At 69.6% G+C, this 15,891-nt stretch carries 13 protein-coding genes; 6 read left to right on the top strand and 7 right to left on the bottom strand.

The features are described from left to right. Positions 1-6: 6 nt before the first annotated feature. The 4 genes from AC2DGY_RS01590 to AC2DGY_RS01605 form a co-directional block, all read right to left on the bottom strand. Positions 7-1,752, bottom strand: a complete 1,746-nt coding sequence (locus tag AC2DGY_RS01590; RefSeq protein WP_484507950.1) for a glycoside hydrolase family 35 protein — start codon at positions 1,750-1,752, stop codon at positions 7-9. Positions 1,753-1,812: 60 nt separating this feature from the next. Continuing rightward, entirely contained in the window at positions 1,813-3,153 is a 1,341-nt protein-coding gene (locus tag AC2DGY_RS01595) for an ABC transporter substrate-binding protein (protein ID WP_484507951.1), read from the bottom strand. Positions 3,154-3,241: 88 nt separating this feature from the next. Beyond that, a complete protein-coding gene (locus AC2DGY_RS01600) occupies positions 3,242-4,120 on the bottom strand; it encodes a carbohydrate ABC transporter permease (RefSeq protein ID WP_484507952.1) in 879 nt (292 codons plus the stop codon). Beyond that, positions 4,117-5,058, bottom strand: a complete 942-nt coding sequence (locus AC2DGY_RS01605; protein ID WP_484507953.1) for a carbohydrate ABC transporter permease — start codon at positions 5,056-5,058, stop codon at positions 4,117-4,119. Before AC2DGY_RS01605 ends, AC2DGY_RS01600 begins: the two co-directional genes overlap by 4 nt. Before the next feature lie 167 nt (positions 5,059-5,225). Between AC2DGY_RS01605 and AC2DGY_RS01610 the strand changes: the two genes are divergently transcribed. Both AC2DGY_RS01610 and AC2DGY_RS01615 read left to right on the top strand, forming a co-directional pair. Continuing rightward, positions 5,226-6,236, top strand: coding sequence for a LacI family DNA-binding transcriptional regulator (locus tag AC2DGY_RS01610; protein ID WP_484509961.1), 1,011 nt, complete (start codon positions 5,226-5,228; stop codon positions 6,234-6,236). Between the two features lie 10 nt (positions 6,237-6,246). Further along, on the top strand, positions 6,247-7,353 hold the full coding sequence (locus AC2DGY_RS01615; protein WP_484507954.1) for a glycerate kinase: 1,107 nt from the start codon (positions 6,247-6,249) through the stop codon (positions 7,351-7,353). Positions 7,354-7,453: 100 nt separating this feature from the next. On the opposite strand, the gene pgm is transcribed toward AC2DGY_RS01615, so the two are convergent. Continuing rightward, entirely contained in the window at positions 7,454-9,100 is a 1,647-nt protein-coding gene (gene pgm, locus AC2DGY_RS01620; protein WP_484507955.1) for a phosphoglucomutase (alpha-D-glucose-1,6-bisphosphate-dependent), read from the bottom strand. Positions 9,101-9,310: 210 nt separating this feature from the next. Here pgm and pheA point away from each other — a divergent pair, with 210 nt between their 5' ends. Together pheA and AC2DGY_RS01630 are read left to right on the top strand one after the other, a co-directional pair. Continuing rightward, positions 9,311-10,279 (top strand): prephenate dehydratase, encoded by a 969-nt coding sequence (gene pheA, locus AC2DGY_RS01625; RefSeq protein ID WP_484507956.1) that lies wholly within the window; start codon positions 9,311-9,313, stop codon positions 10,277-10,279. Positions 10,280-10,345: 66 nt separating this feature from the next. Continuing rightward, positions 10,346-10,798: a MarR family winged helix-turn-helix transcriptional regulator gene (locus tag AC2DGY_RS01630; RefSeq protein ID WP_484507957.1), complete on the top strand. Its 453-nt coding sequence runs from the start codon at positions 10,346-10,348 to the stop codon at positions 10,796-10,798. Positions 10,799-10,972: 174 nt separating this feature from the next. Here the strand turns inward: AC2DGY_RS01630 and AC2DGY_RS01635 are convergent, their stop codons facing one another. Both AC2DGY_RS01635 and AC2DGY_RS01640 read right to left on the bottom strand, forming a co-directional pair. After that, on the bottom strand, positions 10,973-12,367 hold the full coding sequence (locus tag AC2DGY_RS01635; RefSeq protein WP_484507958.1) for an MFS transporter: 1,395 nt from the start codon (positions 12,365-12,367) through the stop codon (positions 10,973-10,975). 201 nt (positions 12,368-12,568) lie between these two features. After that, positions 12,569-13,624 carry an LLM class flavin-dependent oxidoreductase gene (locus AC2DGY_RS01640; protein ID WP_484507959.1) on the bottom strand — a complete coding sequence of 352 codons (1,056 nt, stop codon included), beginning with the start codon at positions 13,622-13,624 and terminating at the stop codon, positions 12,569-12,571. A gap of 416 nt (positions 13,625-14,040) precedes the next feature. Between AC2DGY_RS01640 and AC2DGY_RS01645 the strand changes: the two genes are divergently transcribed. Together AC2DGY_RS01645 and AC2DGY_RS01650 are read left to right on the top strand one after the other, a co-directional pair. Continuing rightward, entirely contained in the window at positions 14,041-14,976 is a 936-nt protein-coding gene (locus tag AC2DGY_RS01645; RefSeq protein ID WP_484507960.1) for a carbohydrate ABC transporter permease, read from the top strand. Then, complete coding sequence (locus AC2DGY_RS01650) at positions 14,973-15,872, top strand: carbohydrate ABC transporter permease (protein ID WP_484507961.1); 900 nt, start codon at positions 14,973-14,975, stop codon at positions 15,870-15,872. The genes AC2DGY_RS01645 and AC2DGY_RS01650 overlap by 4 nt, the downstream gene beginning before the upstream one ends. The last annotated feature ends 19 nt before the right edge of the window (positions 15,873-15,891 follow it).

The following is a 15,891-nucleotide window of genomic DNA, read 5'->3' on the forward strand; positions in this document are numbered from 1 at the left end:
GCGGGCCTACTCCTCGCGGTGACCCAGGTGGGGCTCGGCGACGAAGCGCGCCACCGGTTCAGCGACGCCCTCCAGCTCCAGCACGACGATCTCGTTGGTACCGGCGTTCGTGACCGCGGCGGGGACGTACAAGGTCTGCTGCGGGCCGCTTCGCCAGTACCGGCCGAGGAAGAACCCGTTGACGAACGCGAAGCCCTTGCCCCACGCCGCCGGGTCGAGGAACAGGTCGGCGGATGCGTCCAGGCTGAATGTGCCGCGCCATCCCGCTCGACCCATCCCTCCGCCGGGTGCGGCGTGCACGACCTGCTCCACCGCGGCGGCGAGATCCACCGGGGCGGAACGCCAGCCCGCCACCGGCATGCCGTCGAGCGTCACCGCCCCGTGGAGACCCTTCCCCTCGCCGAGCCGCGGGCCGTAGTTCACCCGGCCCTGGTCTTCCACGACGACGGTGAGCTCCCGGCCGCGCGGGATGACGAGCGTCCGCTCCTGCAGGGCGCGAGAAAGCCGCCCGACGGGCACTCCGTCCACGGCGACCCATGCCAGGTCGCGCACCTCGCCGATGGCGAGGGTCGCGCGGTCTCCGGCGAACGCCCCGTCGGGCAGAGTGACGTCGTAGCGGACGACGGGGCCGAGCTGTCCGAGGCTCTCGAAGGAGGCCGGGACGTCATGCGCGGGCGCCGCGGACGCCGCGGGCACCCAGTCGCCGGAGCCTTCCAGCGCCACCGCCAGAACGGGCGCCGCCGGGCGCGACGGCGGCAGCTCGTCGGGAACCGGCGCGTACTTCGCGATCACCTCGCGGAACGCGAAGAACTTCTCCGTCGGATATCCCGCCTCATCGAACGGGGCGTCGTAATCGTAGGAGGTGACCGTCGGCGCGTAGCGGCCCTTGTCGTTCGCGCCGTTGGTGGTACCGAAGTTCGTGCCCCCGTGCACCATGTACACGTTCACGGAGGCCCCGGCCTCCAGTAGCGCGTCGAGTTCGGCGGCCGACGCCGCCGCATCCGTGGTGTGATGCACCCCGCCCCACCAGTCGAACCAGCCGTCCCAGAACTCCGAGCACATGAGCGGCCCTGTGTGCTGGTGCGCCCGCAGCGCGGCCAGACGCTCGAGTGCGCGAGAGCCGAACGATCCCGTGGCCAGAAGCTCCGGCAGGCTTCCGTCACGGAGCATCCCGGGTTCGGGCTGATCCACCGTCGTCAAAGGCACGGTGATGCCGCTGGCGCGGGTGAGATCGGTGAGCGCTCGAAGGTACGCCTTGTCGCTACCGTACGCGCCGTACTCGTTCTCGATCTGGACGAGCGCCACCGGGCCGCCCCGGTCGATCTGCCGCGGCACGACGATGTCGTACACCCGCCGGAGGTACGTCGTGACTTCGTCGAGGTAACGCGGTTCCGAGCGGCGCAGGCCGATGCCGGGCATGCCCGTCAGCCACACGGGCAGTCCGCCGTTGTGCCACTCGGCGCAGATGTATGGGCCGGGGCGCACGATCGCGTGCATCCCCTCCTCGGCGACGAGATCGAGGAAGCGGCCGAGGTCGTTCCAGCCGGTCGCGTCCCATTGGCCGCGTACGGGCTCGTGCGCGTTCCACGCCACGTACGTCTCGATGGTGTTGAGCCCCATCAGCCGCGCCTTGTGGATGCGGTCGGCCCACGCGTCAGGGTGGATGCGGAAGTAGTGGAGCGCTCCGGAGAGGATGCGGTGCGGGGACCCGTCGAGGAGGAACTCGTCCGGGCCGAGGGTGAGGGTGCTCACGATGTCCTTCGGTCAGGGTGCGGGACGGCCGGCCGCTGCCGGGCCGCCCCGCACCGGGGGTCACTCGACGGTGAATCCCTGGTCGTTGCCGTACTGGATGAGCTGCTCCTGCCACGCGGACATGCCCTCGTTGAGGTCGCCCGCGGTGGCGTAGGACTGCCCGACGGTGTCGCCGTAGACGCTGTTCGCGTAGACCTGGTAGGGCAGATAGCTCCAGCCCTCACGCACCTCGCCGGCGGCGGCGGTGAGCACCTCGTTGATCCTCTGCCCCCCGAAGTACTCCGACTCCACGTTGAGGAACTCCTCGGATTCCAGCTGCGCGACGGTGGCGGGGAATCCGCCGCTCTCGGCGAAGATCTCCAGGCTCTCCTCGTCGTTGTTCAGCCACTCCAGGAACGCCGCGGCCAGTGCCGGGTTCTCGCTCTGCTGGGTCACGGCCTGGCCACCCCCGCCGTTCTCGGCCGTGACCGCCGTGCCGTCGTAGGTCGGGATGGGCGCGACACGCCAATTGCCCGCGGCCTGCGGCACCGAGGACTCCAAGACGCCCGGCATCCACGCGCCGGTGATCAGTGTCGCGATCGAGCCGTCGCCCAGGCCCTGGTACCACTCGTCGGTCCAGCCCGGTGTCTCCGAGAGCAGGCCGTCCTGCACAAGCTGGTTCCACGTGTCGGCCCACAGCTGCGAGCCCTCGTCGGCGAGGTCGATGGTCACGTCGGTGCCGTCGACCTCGAACGGCTGCCCGCCGGCCTGCCAGATCATGCTCGTGGTGAAGCCGGCATCGCCGGTGTCAGACGTGATGTGCTTGGTCGGATCGGCTGCGGTCAGCTGCTGAGCAGTGGCGATGTACTCGTCCCAGGTCGTGGGAACGGTGAGGCCGAACTGGTCGAACACCGCCTGGTTGTAGAACATCGCCATCGGGCCAGAGTCCTGCGGCAGGCCGTAGACGGCTCCGTCGAATTCGACGGAGCCCCACGTGGATGGCGTGTAGTCGTCCTCGAGGTCGCCGAAGCCGTAGGGCGACAGGTCGAGCAGGGCATCGGTCAGCGCGAACTGCGGAAAGGCGTAGTACTCGATCTGGACGACGTCGGGGGCGCCCGAGCCTGCCATGATCGCGTTCTGCAGCCTGGTGTACTCCTCGGTGTTGGTGCCGGCGTTCACCAGGTTGACGGTGACGTTGGGGTAGGCCTCCTCGAACGCCGCCACCTGCGCTTCGGCCGACGGTGTCCACGACCAGTACGTGATCTCGCCGCCCTCCTCCAAGGCCGCCTCGAGGTCGTCCGCGCTCCCGCTGCCTCCGCCGGAGGCAGAGCCGCCCGACGAGCACGCGGCCAAGGAGCCGCCGACGATGGCGGTCGCCGCCACCACGAACGCGGCGCGCCGCAGCGCCGGGTTCCTGCGCATGGATGTCATGGGATGTCCTTCGCTTGTTGTGGGTCCGGGGCAGGTCGCTCCGGGGTCGAGGGGAAGGGGGCGCCCAGCAGCCCCCTCGTCACTGCTTGACGCTTCCCGCGCTCAGCCCCGACTGCCAGAACCGCTGCAGAAGGAGGAACGCGACGACGATCGGGATGATCGAGAGGAGAGAACCGGTGATCACCAGGTTGTAGATGGGCTGCGCGGCCACGCCCGTGGCCTGCGCGTTCCACTGGTTGAGCCCGACGGTGAGGGGGTACCACGCCGGGTCGCTGAGCATGATGAGCGGCAGGAAGTAGTTGTTCCACGTCGCCACGACCGCGAACAGCAGCACGGTCACGATCCCCGGTGCGAGCAGTCGGAGCGAGATGGCGAAGAACGTCCGGAGCTCGCCTGCGCCGTCGACGCGGGCCGCCTCCAGCAACTCGGTCGGGATCGCGTCGCTCGCGAACACCCAGATGAGGTACAGGCCGAACGGGCTGATCAACGACGGGATGATGATGGCCCACGCGGTGTTCGTCAGCCCCAGCTGGCTGAACATCAGGAAGGTCGGCACGGCGAGCGCGGTCCCTGGAACGGCGATGGCGCCGAGGATCACGGCGAACACCGCCTTGCGGCCGCGGAAGTTGTACTTCGCCATCCCGTAGCCCGCCATGGTCGCGAGGATCGTCGCGCCGCCAGCGCCCACCACGACGTAGAGGAGGGTGTTCCCCAGCCACCGGACGAAGATCCCGTCACGGTAGGTGAGGGTCTGTCCGATGTTGTCCCAGAGCGCGAAGCCGTTCCCGAACCACAGCCCGAAGGTGCTGAACAGATCGCCCTGCGTCTTGGTCGCGTTGATGACGAGCCACACGAGCGGCACGAGGGTGTACAGGAGGTACAGCGCCATCACCAGGGTGAGGACGGTCGAACGGCGCCCGCGCACAGGCGACGTGCGAGCGAGGGTCGGGGCGGTCATCGCACCTCCTGGCGGGAGCCGCGCAGCTGCACCACGTAGGCGATGACCGCGGTGATGACGCCCATGATGATCGCGATCGTGGCCGCGTAGTTGTACTGCTGGCCGGCGAAGGACAGGTTGTACGCGTACATGTTCGGCGTGAAGAACGTCGAGATCGCGTTCGGGGCGAGGGGCTTGAGGATGTTCGGCTCGTTGAAGAGCTGGAAGCTGCCGATGATGGAGAAGATCGTCGCGATGACGATCGCTCCGCGAAGCGCCGGGATCTTGATGGAGAAGATCGTGCGCCATGCCCCCGCCCCGTCGATCGCGGCGGCCTCGTACAGCTCGGTCGGAATGGTCTTCAAAGACGAGTAGAAGATGAGCATGTTGTAGCCCACGAACTGCCACGTGACGATGTTGCCGATCGAGACGAGGACCCACGACGAGGACAGGGGGCGCAGGACGTCTCCGCCGAGGAGCTGGTTGACGTTGGCGGTCAGACCGAACTGGTCGCCGTAGATGTACCCCCACATGAGCACCGCCACCACGGCCGGCACCGCGTACGGCAGGAAGATCACGATGCGGTAGAACCCGGACGCGTGCAGCCGTGCGCTGTCGATCGCGAGCGCCGCGGCGAGAGCGAGGGCGAGCATGACGGGCACCTGGATGATGAGGAACCCGACCACGCGCAGGAACCCGTCCCAGAACTTCGGATCCGAGAACGCGGCGATGTAGTTGTCGAAGCCGACGAAGGCGTTGCCGCCGATCAGCTGGTCGCGGAAGAAGCTGAGATACAGCGCGTAGACCAGCGGCGCGAGGAACACGAGAGCGAACACGATCGCGAACGGGGCCACGAAGATCCAGCCACGGTCGTCCACGCGCACGCGACTACGGCGACGGGGAGCCGTGCTCGCGGTGGGGGCGCGCATCACCGGTGGAGGTGCCGCAGTGGTCGTCATCGTCCGGCCTCTTCTGTGAGTGATCCGCGCGGGCGGGAAGGAGATGTTTACGTCAACATACGTCGTCGCCCGATAGCATGTCAACGTCAACATCCCGGGGGGACCGCGTGAGCGACACCGCTGCATCCATGTCCGCCAGCGGCGTCCGTCGGCGCCGTGAGGTATCGATGGCCGACGTGGCCGCCGCCGCCGGAGTCTCGGGCCAGACCGTTTCCCGGGTCGCCAACGAGCGCACCAACGTCGATCCCGCGACGCGCGTCCGCGTGCTCGAGGCGATGGCGCGGCTGGGGTATCGCCCGAACAGCGCCGCCCGCGCGCTGCGGTCGGGTCGGTTCCGCAGCATCGGGGTGATCATGTTCTCGCTGTCGTCGTACGGCAACAGCCGGACCCTCGATGCCGTCGCCTCGATGGCCGCCGCGGCCGGTTACTCGATCACCCTGATCACCGTGGACACGGCCACCCAGTCCGATGTGTCGGGCGCTTTCCTCCGGCTGCGCGAACATGCCGTGGACGGCGTCGTCATCCTCATCGAACGGCACCGGCTCGGCGAGACGGAGCTGGCGCTACCCACCGGGCTTCCGGTCGTGGTCGTCGACTCCAGTGCCGCCTACCCCTACCCCGTGGTGGACAACGACCAGGCTCAGGGCGCGCGGCTGGCCACGGAACACCTCCTCGATCTCGGGCACGCGACGGTGTGGCACGTGTCGGGTCCGCTCGAATCCTTCGCGGCGGAGCGTCGCCGCGAGGCCTGGCGCGACACTCTCGAGGCCCGCGAATGCCCCGTGCCCGACGTGGCCGTCGGGGACTGGACCGCCGACTCGGGCCACCGCATCGGCCGGAGCCTCGTCGAGGACCCCGCTGTCACCGCCGTCTTCGCCGCGAACGACCAGATGGCCCTCGGTGTGGTGCGCGCCCTCCATGAGGCCGGTCGGGGCGTTCCGGCAGAGGTCAGCGTGGTCGGCTACGACGACATGCCCGAGGCGGCGAATTACTGGCCGCCGTTGACCACGGTGCGCCAGCACTTCGATCGCGTGGGTGAGGGAGCGATCCGTGCCCTCCTCGCAGAGATCGACGGGGAAGGGCCGGAGGAGACCCGGATGCTGGTTCCCACCGACCTGATCGCCCGGGCCAGTTCCGGCCCGGCGCCGGGCCGGGGAAGCGTCGCACGACGCCGGTAGCATCGAGCGCGTGACTCGCGTCGTCCTGGCACCGGACAGCTTCAAGGGCACCGTGCCGGCGGCGACGGCCGCGCGGACTCTGGCCGAGGGGTGGCGGCGCGTCCGGCCCGACGACGACCTCGTGCTGCGCCCGATGGCTGACGGGGGAGAGGGCACGCTCGACGCGATCGCCACCGCGGTCCGCGGTGCCGAGCGCATCCCGCTGACCGTCACCGGTCCCGACGGATCGGCGGTCGTCGCCTCCTGGCTCCTCCTCCCACCCACCCGCGACGCGCCGGCGGGAACGGGCGTCGTCGAATTGGCTTCCACCTCGGGGATCGAGCTGCTGGGCCCGCGGCGCCTCCCCGAATCGGCGTCGACCCTCGGCTTCGGGCAGGCCGTGGCCGCAGCCCTGGACGCGGGGGTGTCGCGCCTCGTGCTCGGCATCGGCTCGAGCGCCTCCACCGACGGCGGCGTGGGGCTGCTCGTTGCCCTGGGAGCGCGGTTCGCGGATGCGGCGGGCGATCCGATCCCGCTCGGGCTCGCAGGTCTGGACGTCGTGGCCGCAGCCGACCTGTCGGGCCTCCGCCCCCTGCCCCCCGCGGGTGTGGTCGTGCTCACCGACGTGACGAACCCGCTCCTGGGCGAGAGGGGCGCCGCTGCCGTGTTCGGTCCGCAGAAGGGTCTCGACCCGGCCGGTGTCGCGCGCGCCGACGCGGGCCTCGCGCGGCTCGCCGCCCTCGTGCCGTCGATCGACCCGGCGCTTGCGGGTGCGGGCGCGGCCGGCGGGGCGGGCTGGGCCCTCGCGGCGTGGCGTGCACGCCTGGTGCCCGGCGCCCGGGAGGTCGCGGCACTCATCGGACTGCCCGCCGCCGCCGCATCCGCCGACGTGGTCGTGACGGGTGAAGGCTCCTACGACGAGCAGTCGGCCGTGGGCAAGGTGCCGGCGTTCGTCGCGGGCCTCGCCCCGCACGCGCGCGTGGGTCTTGCCGCCGGGCGGATCGCGACCGATACCTCGGCGTTCGCCGCGTCGGTCTCGCTCACGGAGCTGGCTGGATCATCCGCCGCCGCGATGACCGATCCGCTCCGGTGGCTGCGCGATGCCGGCGCCCGCCTCGCGTCTGCGCTCGCGCCCTGACGGTCGCTCGCGTCCCCGAGCGCACGGGATACGCCCGAACGCACGGCCTATCCGCGCGGGAAGGCCGTGCGTTCGGCGCGAAGCCGTTCGTTCGGGGCGGTTACGCGTCGCCGAGAGCGGCGGACACCACGGCGCGCGCCTCGGCCTGCACCTCGCGGAGGTGCTCCTCGCCGCGGAGGCTCTCGGCGTAGAGCTTGTAGACGTCCTCGGTGCCGGAGGGGCGCGCGGCGAACCACGCGTCCGCGGTCTGCACCTTGAGGCCGCCGATGGCGGCGCCGTTGCCCGGTGCGTGCGAGAGCTTGGCGGTGATGGGCTCGCCGGCCAGCTCGGTCGCTGTCACCGCATCCGGCGAGAGCTTCCCCAGCAGCGCCTTCTGCGCCGGGGTGGCCGGGGCGTCCACGCGCTGGTAGGCGGATGACCCGAACTCGGCCTCCAGCTCGGCATAACGCTGCGACGGGGTCTTGCCGGTGACGGCCAGGATCTCCGCCGCCAGCAGGCACAGGAGGATCCCGTCCTTGTCCGTCGTCCACACCGATCCGTCGGTGCGCAGGAACGACGCTCCGGCCGACTCCTCGCCGCCGAACGCGACCGATCCGTCGAGGAGCCCCGGCACGAACCACTTGAACCCGACCGGCACCTCGAGCAGGCGGCGGTTCAGGGAGGCAGCGACCTTGTCGATGATCATCGACGACACGAGGGTCTTCCCCACCGCAGCATCCGCCGGCCAGCCGGGCCGGTGCGCGAAGAGGTAGTCGATCGCGACCGCGAGGTAGTGGTTGGGGTTCATGAGCCCCGCGTCGGGGGTGACGATCCCGTGCCGGTCGGCATCGGCGTCGTTGCCCGTGAGGATGTCGTACTCGTCGCGGCGGGCGACGAGGGCCGCCATCGCCGACGGCGACGACGGGTCCATGCGGATCTTCTCGTCCCAGTCCAACGTCATGAAGCGCCACGTGGGGTCGACATCGGGGTTCACGACGGTGAGGTCGAGCCCGTACACCTCGGCGATGAGCGCCCAGTACTCCACGGATGCTCCGCCCAGCGGGTCGGCGCCGATCCGCACGCCGGCGCGCGTGATGGCGTCGATGTCGATGATGGTCGCCAGGTCGCGGACGTACGCGTCGCGGAAGTCGTACTCCGCGAGGGTTCCGGCGTCGAGGTCGGCATACCGCGTGCGGTGCACCCCTTCCAGCCCGGCGGTGATGAGCTGGTTCGCGCGATCGGCGATCCAGCTCGTGGCGTCGGTGTCGGCGGGTCCGCCGTGCGGGGGGTTGTACTTGAACCCGCCGTCCCGGGGCGGGTTGTGGCTCGGGGTCACGACGATACCGTCCGAGCGGCCGGGGTCATCCAGCGCACGGCCGCGGTTGTAGGTGAGGATCGCGTGGCTGAGGGCCGGGGTCGGCACCCACGAGTCGCGCGCGTCCACGCGCACGTCGATGCCGTTGGCCACGAGCACCTCGATGGCGGTGCGCTCGGCCGGGAGCGACAGGCCGTGCGTGTCGCGCCCCAGGAACAGCGGGCCGCTGATGCCCTGGGCCGTGCGGTAGTCGACGATCGCCTGAGTGGTGGCGAGGATGTGGTCTTCGTTGAAGCTCGCGGACAGGGACGAGCCGCGGTGCCCGCTCGTGCCGAAGGCGACACGCTGCTCGGGCACCGACGCATCCGGCTTGCGGTCGTAGTACGCCGCGATCAGCTCGTCGATGTCGATGAGATCGGATGCTTCGGCGGGGAGTCCTGCTCGACTGCTCATGGAACCAGTCTGCCCCGCGCGCGGCACCGGGGATACCGGGTTTGACACGATCCGCGCGGTTCTGCCAGCCGCAGCACACGCTGAGCGAGAAACGGCGATCCGGACGAGACATGCCGCCCCGCGCTGTTTCCCGTCCGGATCGTCGTTTCTCGGCGGGCGGAGGTGGGACGAGCGCGGGTGGGACGGGCGGGCGGGGTTAGGCTGATCGCCGTGACGCCCGAGCACGAGAATCCGCCCGCCCGCCGAACGTACAGCTATCTCGGGCCCGCCGGCACCTTCACCGAGGCCGCGCTCGCGCAGGTTCCCGAGGCCCGCGACCAGGTCTGGCGCTCGGTGCGCAACGTCGGGGAAGCGCTCGCCGATGTCGTGGAGGGGCGCTCGGATGCGGCGATGATCGCGATCGAGAATTCCGTCGACGGCGGCGTCTCCACCGCGCAGGATGCTCTGGCCACCATGCCGGGCCTGCGCATCGTCGGGGAGTACCTCGTGCCGGTGAACTTCGTGCTGGTCGGCCGGCCCGGGAAGCGCCTGGAGGACGTGTCCCTCGTCGCGGCCCACCCGGTCGCCTACGCCCAGTGCCTGCAGTGGCTCACCAGGACGCTGCCCTCCCACGCGCACATCCCCGCCGCCAGCAATATCGCCAGTGCCCTGGGGGTTCTCGAGGGCACCTCGGATGCTGACGCCGCAGTCGCCGCGCCCGGGATCGTCGCCCACCACGACCTCGAGGTGCTGGCCGAGGAGATCGGCGACAATCCCAACGCCGTCACCCGCTTCGTCCTGGTCAGCCGCACGGTCGCGCCGGCGCCGCCGACCGGGGCGGACAAGACCTCGCTCATCGTCGAGCTGCCCGAAGACCACCCCGGTGCCCTGCTGGAGCTGCTCGAGCAGTTCGCCACCCGGGGCATCAACCTCTCCCTCCTCGCCTCGCGCCCGATCGGAGACGCCCTCGGGCGGTACCGGTTCGTCATCGACGCCGACGGGCACATCGAAGACGAGCGGATGGCCGACGCGCTCCTGGGGCTCCGGCGCTTCAGCCCGAAGGTGATCTATCTCGGCTCCTACGCCCGCGCCGACCGCGCGATCATCCGCTACCCGCAGCGCTACTCCGACGATGTCTTCGTCGAAGCCCGCGACTGGCTGCGCGGCCTCCTCAGCGGCGAGCCCGAGCCCGAGCTCTGATCCGAGGCCCTGCGGCGCCGTCAGGGTTCTCCGACCCGCTCCTCGCGCGTGATCTACGCTGTGGGGATGCCTGAGCCGATGCGGCTGTCCACCGGACCCCTGAGCTCGGCGATCTTCCGGGTCGCCCGTGTCCACAAGTCCCTCGCGGCCAAGCTCCTGCGCCCGAGCGGACTCCGGCCGGGGCAGGAGCTGGTCCTCATGACGCTGTGGGAGCACGGCCCTCAGCGCATGACCGATCTCGTCCAGACGCTCGGCACCGACGCCCCGTCGATGACCCGCAGCATCGCGCGGCTGGAGAAGGCGGGCCTCGTGCGGCGGGGTCCCTCTCCCACAGACCGGCGGGTCACGGTCGTCGAGGCGACGGATGCGAGCGTGGCGCTGCGCGCAGACGTCGGAGCCGCGTGGACGGAGCTGGAGGCGCTGACGGCCCGGTCGCTGAACGAGTCCCAGCGGCAGCAGCTCCTCGCCCTGCTCACCGACCTGGAGACCTTCCTCCGCGAGGTCGAGGAGACCCTCTAACCCGTACCTCCTGCCGCGGAAATCGAGGACGTCTCGCGTATCGAGGAGCCGGCACGGCATTTCAGTCCTCGATCCGGTGGATCTCCTCGATCCCGGATGCGTCACGCCGGGGGCGCCCGGATGCGTCACGCCGGGGGCGCGCGGATGCGTCACGCCGGGGGGCGCGCGGACAGGTCAGCGCCGGGCGGCAGCCTCGGGGGCCGCCCACGCGCTGCCCTGCTCGCGGTCGAGCGCCGTCGGCGCCCGGTTGCGCATGAAGAAGATGTACACCGTGAGGCTCACCGCGATCACCGCCGTGACGTAGACGATGAACCAGGTCACGTTCCCGCCGGCGAGGAACGCCTGGTAGATCGCCGGGGCCGTGCCGCCGAAGACGGAGTTGGCGAGCGCATAGCCGAGGCCGACGCCCAGTGCGCGCACCTGCGCGGGGAAGACCTCGGCCTTCACGATCGCGTTCACGGACGTGTAGCCGGTGAGGATGATGTAGCCGACCGCCGTGAGGGCGAAGGCGGCCAGCGGCGACTGCGTCTGCGGCAGGAAGGTGATGAGCACCCACGTGTAGAGCACACCGCCGATGCCGAAGAAGACCAGCAGCGGCTTCCGCCCGACCCGGTCGCTGAGCATCCCGCCGAGGGGCTGCAGCAGCATGAGGAAGATCAGGCCGAACAGGTTCGTCCAGGTCGCCGCCATCGCGCCGTCCTCCCCGAACGCCGTCTTGACCATGGCGGGAGCGTTGACGCTGTACGTGTAGAACGCGATGGTGCCTCCCGCGGTGACGAGGAACACCCAGACCAGCGGCCGCCAGTACGTCGTGAGGAGGGTCTTCAGTGAACCCGCGTCGCGGTCAGCGCCGGCGCGCACGGCCTCGAGGTGCTCCTGGCTCAGCGACTCGTCCATCGTCCGCCGCATCCACAGCACCACCAAGGCTGCGATCCCGCCCACGAAGAATCCGATCCGCCAGCCCCAGTCTTCGACCGCCTCGACCGGCATGACCGAGAGCACGATGAGCAGCGTCAGCTGGGCCAGGACGTGACCGCCGACGAGCGTCACGTACTGGAACGAGGAGAAGAACCCGCGCCGGCGGGCGGTGGCCGCCTCCGACATGTACGTGGCGGACGTGCCGTACTCGCCGCCGGTCGCGAAGCCCTGGATCAGCCGGGCGACGATGAGGATGATGGCCGCCCATGCTCCGATGGCCTCCCTCGTCGGCATCACCGACACGAAGAACGAGCACGCCGACATCACCGTGATGCTGACGGTGAGTGCGGCCTTGCGGCCCCGGCGGTCGGCGAAACGGCCGAAGAACCAGGATCCGATCGGACGCATGATGAACGTGACGGCGAAGATCGCGTAGATGTAGAACGTCGAGTTCCGGTCATCCTCGGCGAAGAACTGCGCCTCGAAGTAGGTCGCGAACACGGTGTAGACGTAGACGTCGTACCACTCGACGAGATTCCCGGCGGAACCTTTGATCGTGTTCAGGACAGCGCGCGCGGTGCTGACAGGGGCGCGCGTGGGTCCCGCCGCAGAAGAAGACACGGTCGTTGCCGGCTCAGTCGCTTCGCTCACGCGAGGAAGATTACGCCACCGCCGTCCCCGATGCCCAGGTTTGCGCGCGGCCACTTCCCCGGAAATTGAGCGCTTCGGCGGCGCGGAAATCGAGGAGATCTCGCAGATGGAGGGTCGAGAAAGGGGAGGGGCTCCTCGATTTCCGTGATTCCCTCGAAAATCGTGGCGGCGAGGCGCTGTGGCGCAGCGCAGCCGAGGGAATCAGCCGACGCGGGCCGGGACGGCGAGGAGCTCGAGGGTCTGGATGCGGCCGGGTGCGATGTTCTTCGGCTCACCGTCGTATGCGCCGGCGACGGGGGAGATCATGATCTCGTCCACGCCGTGGCGGTCGGCGAAGGCCGACAGCTCCGCGGTGACTTGCTCGCCGGTTCCGACGAACCACTTCGCGCGCGCGGCATCCATGAACGACCGTGCAAGGCCGTCCCACGGGTCGGCCTTGGCCTGCTCCACGGTCTCCAGCGGCACCAGGGGGCGGTTGGTGCGCAGCCGCGCCATCATGCGCAGCTGCGGCAGCGCGCGGTCTTCGGCCTCGTCGGCCGTGGGCGCGACGACGGCGTTGGCGGTGAGGAAGGTGCGCGGCTCGGGCTGCTGCGCGCTGGGCTGGTACCCCGTGCGGTACAGGTCGAGCGCCCGCTCGAGCCCCTCACCGGAGAAGTGGTTCGCGAAGACGTACGGGAGCCCCAACCGTGCGGCCAATTGCGCGGAGTAGTCGCTCGAGCCCAGGAGCCACACCTCGGGGGCATCGGTCGAGGCGGGCGTGGCATGCACCGTGTACTCGCCTCCGGAGGTGAAGCGCACGGTCGCGCCCTCGGGGGAGGTCAGCGCGATGATGTCGGCGATGTTCTCGGGGAAGCGATCGACGTCGCTGGTGGTGCCCGAGCGGTGGAGCAGCCGCGTGATGACGGGGTCGGAGCCGGGAGCGCGTCCGAGGCCGAGGTCGATGCGCCCGGGCGCGATCGCCTCGAGCGCGGCGAACTGCTCGGCCACGATCAGCGGCGAGTGGTTGGGCAGCATCACCCCTCCCGACCCCACGCGGATGCGCTCGGTGCGAGCCGCGGCCGCCGCGATCAGCACCGGCGGGGTCGTCGAGGCGACGGCGGGCATGTTGTGGTGCTCGGCGAACCAGTAGCGACGGTAGCCGAGGCGGTCGGCGTGCGCGGCGGTGTCGAGGGAGGATGCGATGGCCTGCGCGCTCGTCTGCCCGTGTTGGACGGGGACGAGGTCGAGGACGGAGAGTGCGGGAACGGGAGCGATCATTACTGATTGCAAACCGGCGCCGTCCCCTTCCTATTCCCCTCGAGTGGCGCGCGGGAGCCTCACGCGCCCCCCGCCCGCCCCGGCGCGGCACTGCGGTTTTGGAGGACATCCCGGAGATCGAGGAGCGGGATGCAGCAGCCGGTCCTCGATCGGCGGGATCCCCTCGATTTTCGTGGGAGCGCAGGCACCCCACGCGGGTGCACGAAGACCCGTCGACGACCCCTCACGCGGCCCGTGCTCGCGGGCCCCAGCACAGAGCAGACCCCTGCGCACCGGTGTTGACAACCCACCAGACCCGTTCGTACTGTGCAGCCGTTCGCAGGCATGCGGCTGACATCGGGCCCGGGTCTGTAAACGTCCACAGAACGTGGACATGCGCGGTGCTCCGCGCGAAGCATCAGAGAGGGGACGGCCCGATGACCGCCACACAGGAGCGCACGAGGAGAAGCAGCACGCGCTCCCAGCCACCGCCCGCCCCGCGCTCCCGCAAGACGCCGCACAAGGGCGCGATCGCCATCTTCACGGGACCCTTCGGCATCCTCTTCCTGCTCTTCTACCTGATCCCGATCGGCTACGCGGTCTGGCAGTCCCTCTTCGTCGTGCACCGTGAGGGCACATTCGGAGCTCCCCAGCAGGTGTTCGGTGGCCTCGCCCAGTACATTCAGGTGTTCCAGAACGGGCCATTCTGGGAGTCCATCGGCCGGGTGCTGCTCTTCGGCGTCGTCCAGGTGCCCGTGATGCTGGGGCTGGCGCTGCTGTTCGCGTTGCTGCTGGATTCTCCGGTGCTGAAGGGGAAGAAGTTCTTCCGGCTCGCCTTCTTCGCGCCCTATGCTGTGCCCGGGGTCATCGCGGCGATCATGTGGGGCTTTCTCTATTCGCCCAACCTCTCGCCCTTCACCGACGTGACGGGCGTGATCGATTTCCTCTCTCCCGAGCTGGTGCTGTGGTCGATCGCCAACGTCGTGACATGGGTCTTCGTCGGCTACAACATGCTCATCATCTACTCCGCGCTGCTGTCGATCCCCACGGAGATCTACGAAGCGGCACGCCTGGACGGTGCCGGACAGATTCGCATCGCGTGGTCGATGAAGATCCCGATGGTCGCCCCCGCGATCATCCTCACCGCCGTGTTCTCGATCATCGGCACCCTTCAGCTGCTGGCCGAGCCGCAGGTGTTCCGATCCTTCACCGCCGCCGTGTCGTCGACCTTCACGCCGAACATGACCATCTACGCCACGAGCGCGATTCCCAACACCAACCTCGCCGCGGCGTTTTCGGTGGTGCTCGCCCTGGCGACGTTCGCGCTCTCGTTCGCGTTCCTCAGGGGCACCCAGCGGAAGGCGAACCCATGAGCCTCCTCGCCCGGACCCGCGGCGCCACCGCGGACGAACCGACCCCCACGCGCGGCCCCCGGGAGAGCATCCTCTCCCGCTCGGCGGCGCTGATCGTCATGGCCGTCTTCACCCTGTACTTCCTGGTGCCGATCTGGTGGCTCTTCATCGCCTCCACCAAGGACCGCAGCGATCTGCTCACCACTCCGGCGCTGTGGTTCGCGGACTGGAACTTCTTCGAGAACGTCCGTGACCTCGTCTCCTACGGCGACGGCGTCTACCTGCGCTGGCTCGTCAACAGCCTCGGCTACGCAGGCCTCGGGGCCCTCTTGGCGACGATCATCGCGGGGATGTGCGGTTACGGCCTGGCGAAGTACCGCTTCCGGGGCCGCGAAGCCTTCTTCAACATCGTCCTCGGCGGTGTCCTGGTGCCCGCGACGGCTCTCGCCCTGCCCCTGTTCCTGCTGTTCAGCCAGGTCAACCTGACGAACACCTACTGGGCGGTGCTGCTGCCGAGCATCGTGAGCCCGTTCGGGGTGTACCTCAGTCGCATCTACGCCGCCTCGTCGGTGCCCGACGAACTCATCGAAGCCGCACGCATCGACGGCGCAGGCGAAGTACGTGCGTTCTTCACCGTGTCGTCGCGCCTGATGATGCCCGCGCTGGTGACGGTGTTCCTCTTCCAGTTCGTCTCGATCTGGAACAACTTCTTCCTGCCGCTGGTCATGCTCCGCAGCGAGGAACTGTTCCCCGTGACGTTCGGCCTCTACTCCTGGAATACGCAGCTCAACCAGATCCCCGAGCTGCGCACCTATGTCCTCGTCGGTTCGTTCCTGTCGATCGTGCCCCTCATCATCGCGTTCCTCCTGCTCCAGCGCTTCTGGCGCAACGGTCTGGGCACCGGCTCCGTGAAATGACCAATGCTCCCGCGGTCAC

It is taken from the genome of Microbacterium sp. Z6_144 (assembly GCF_057197625.1).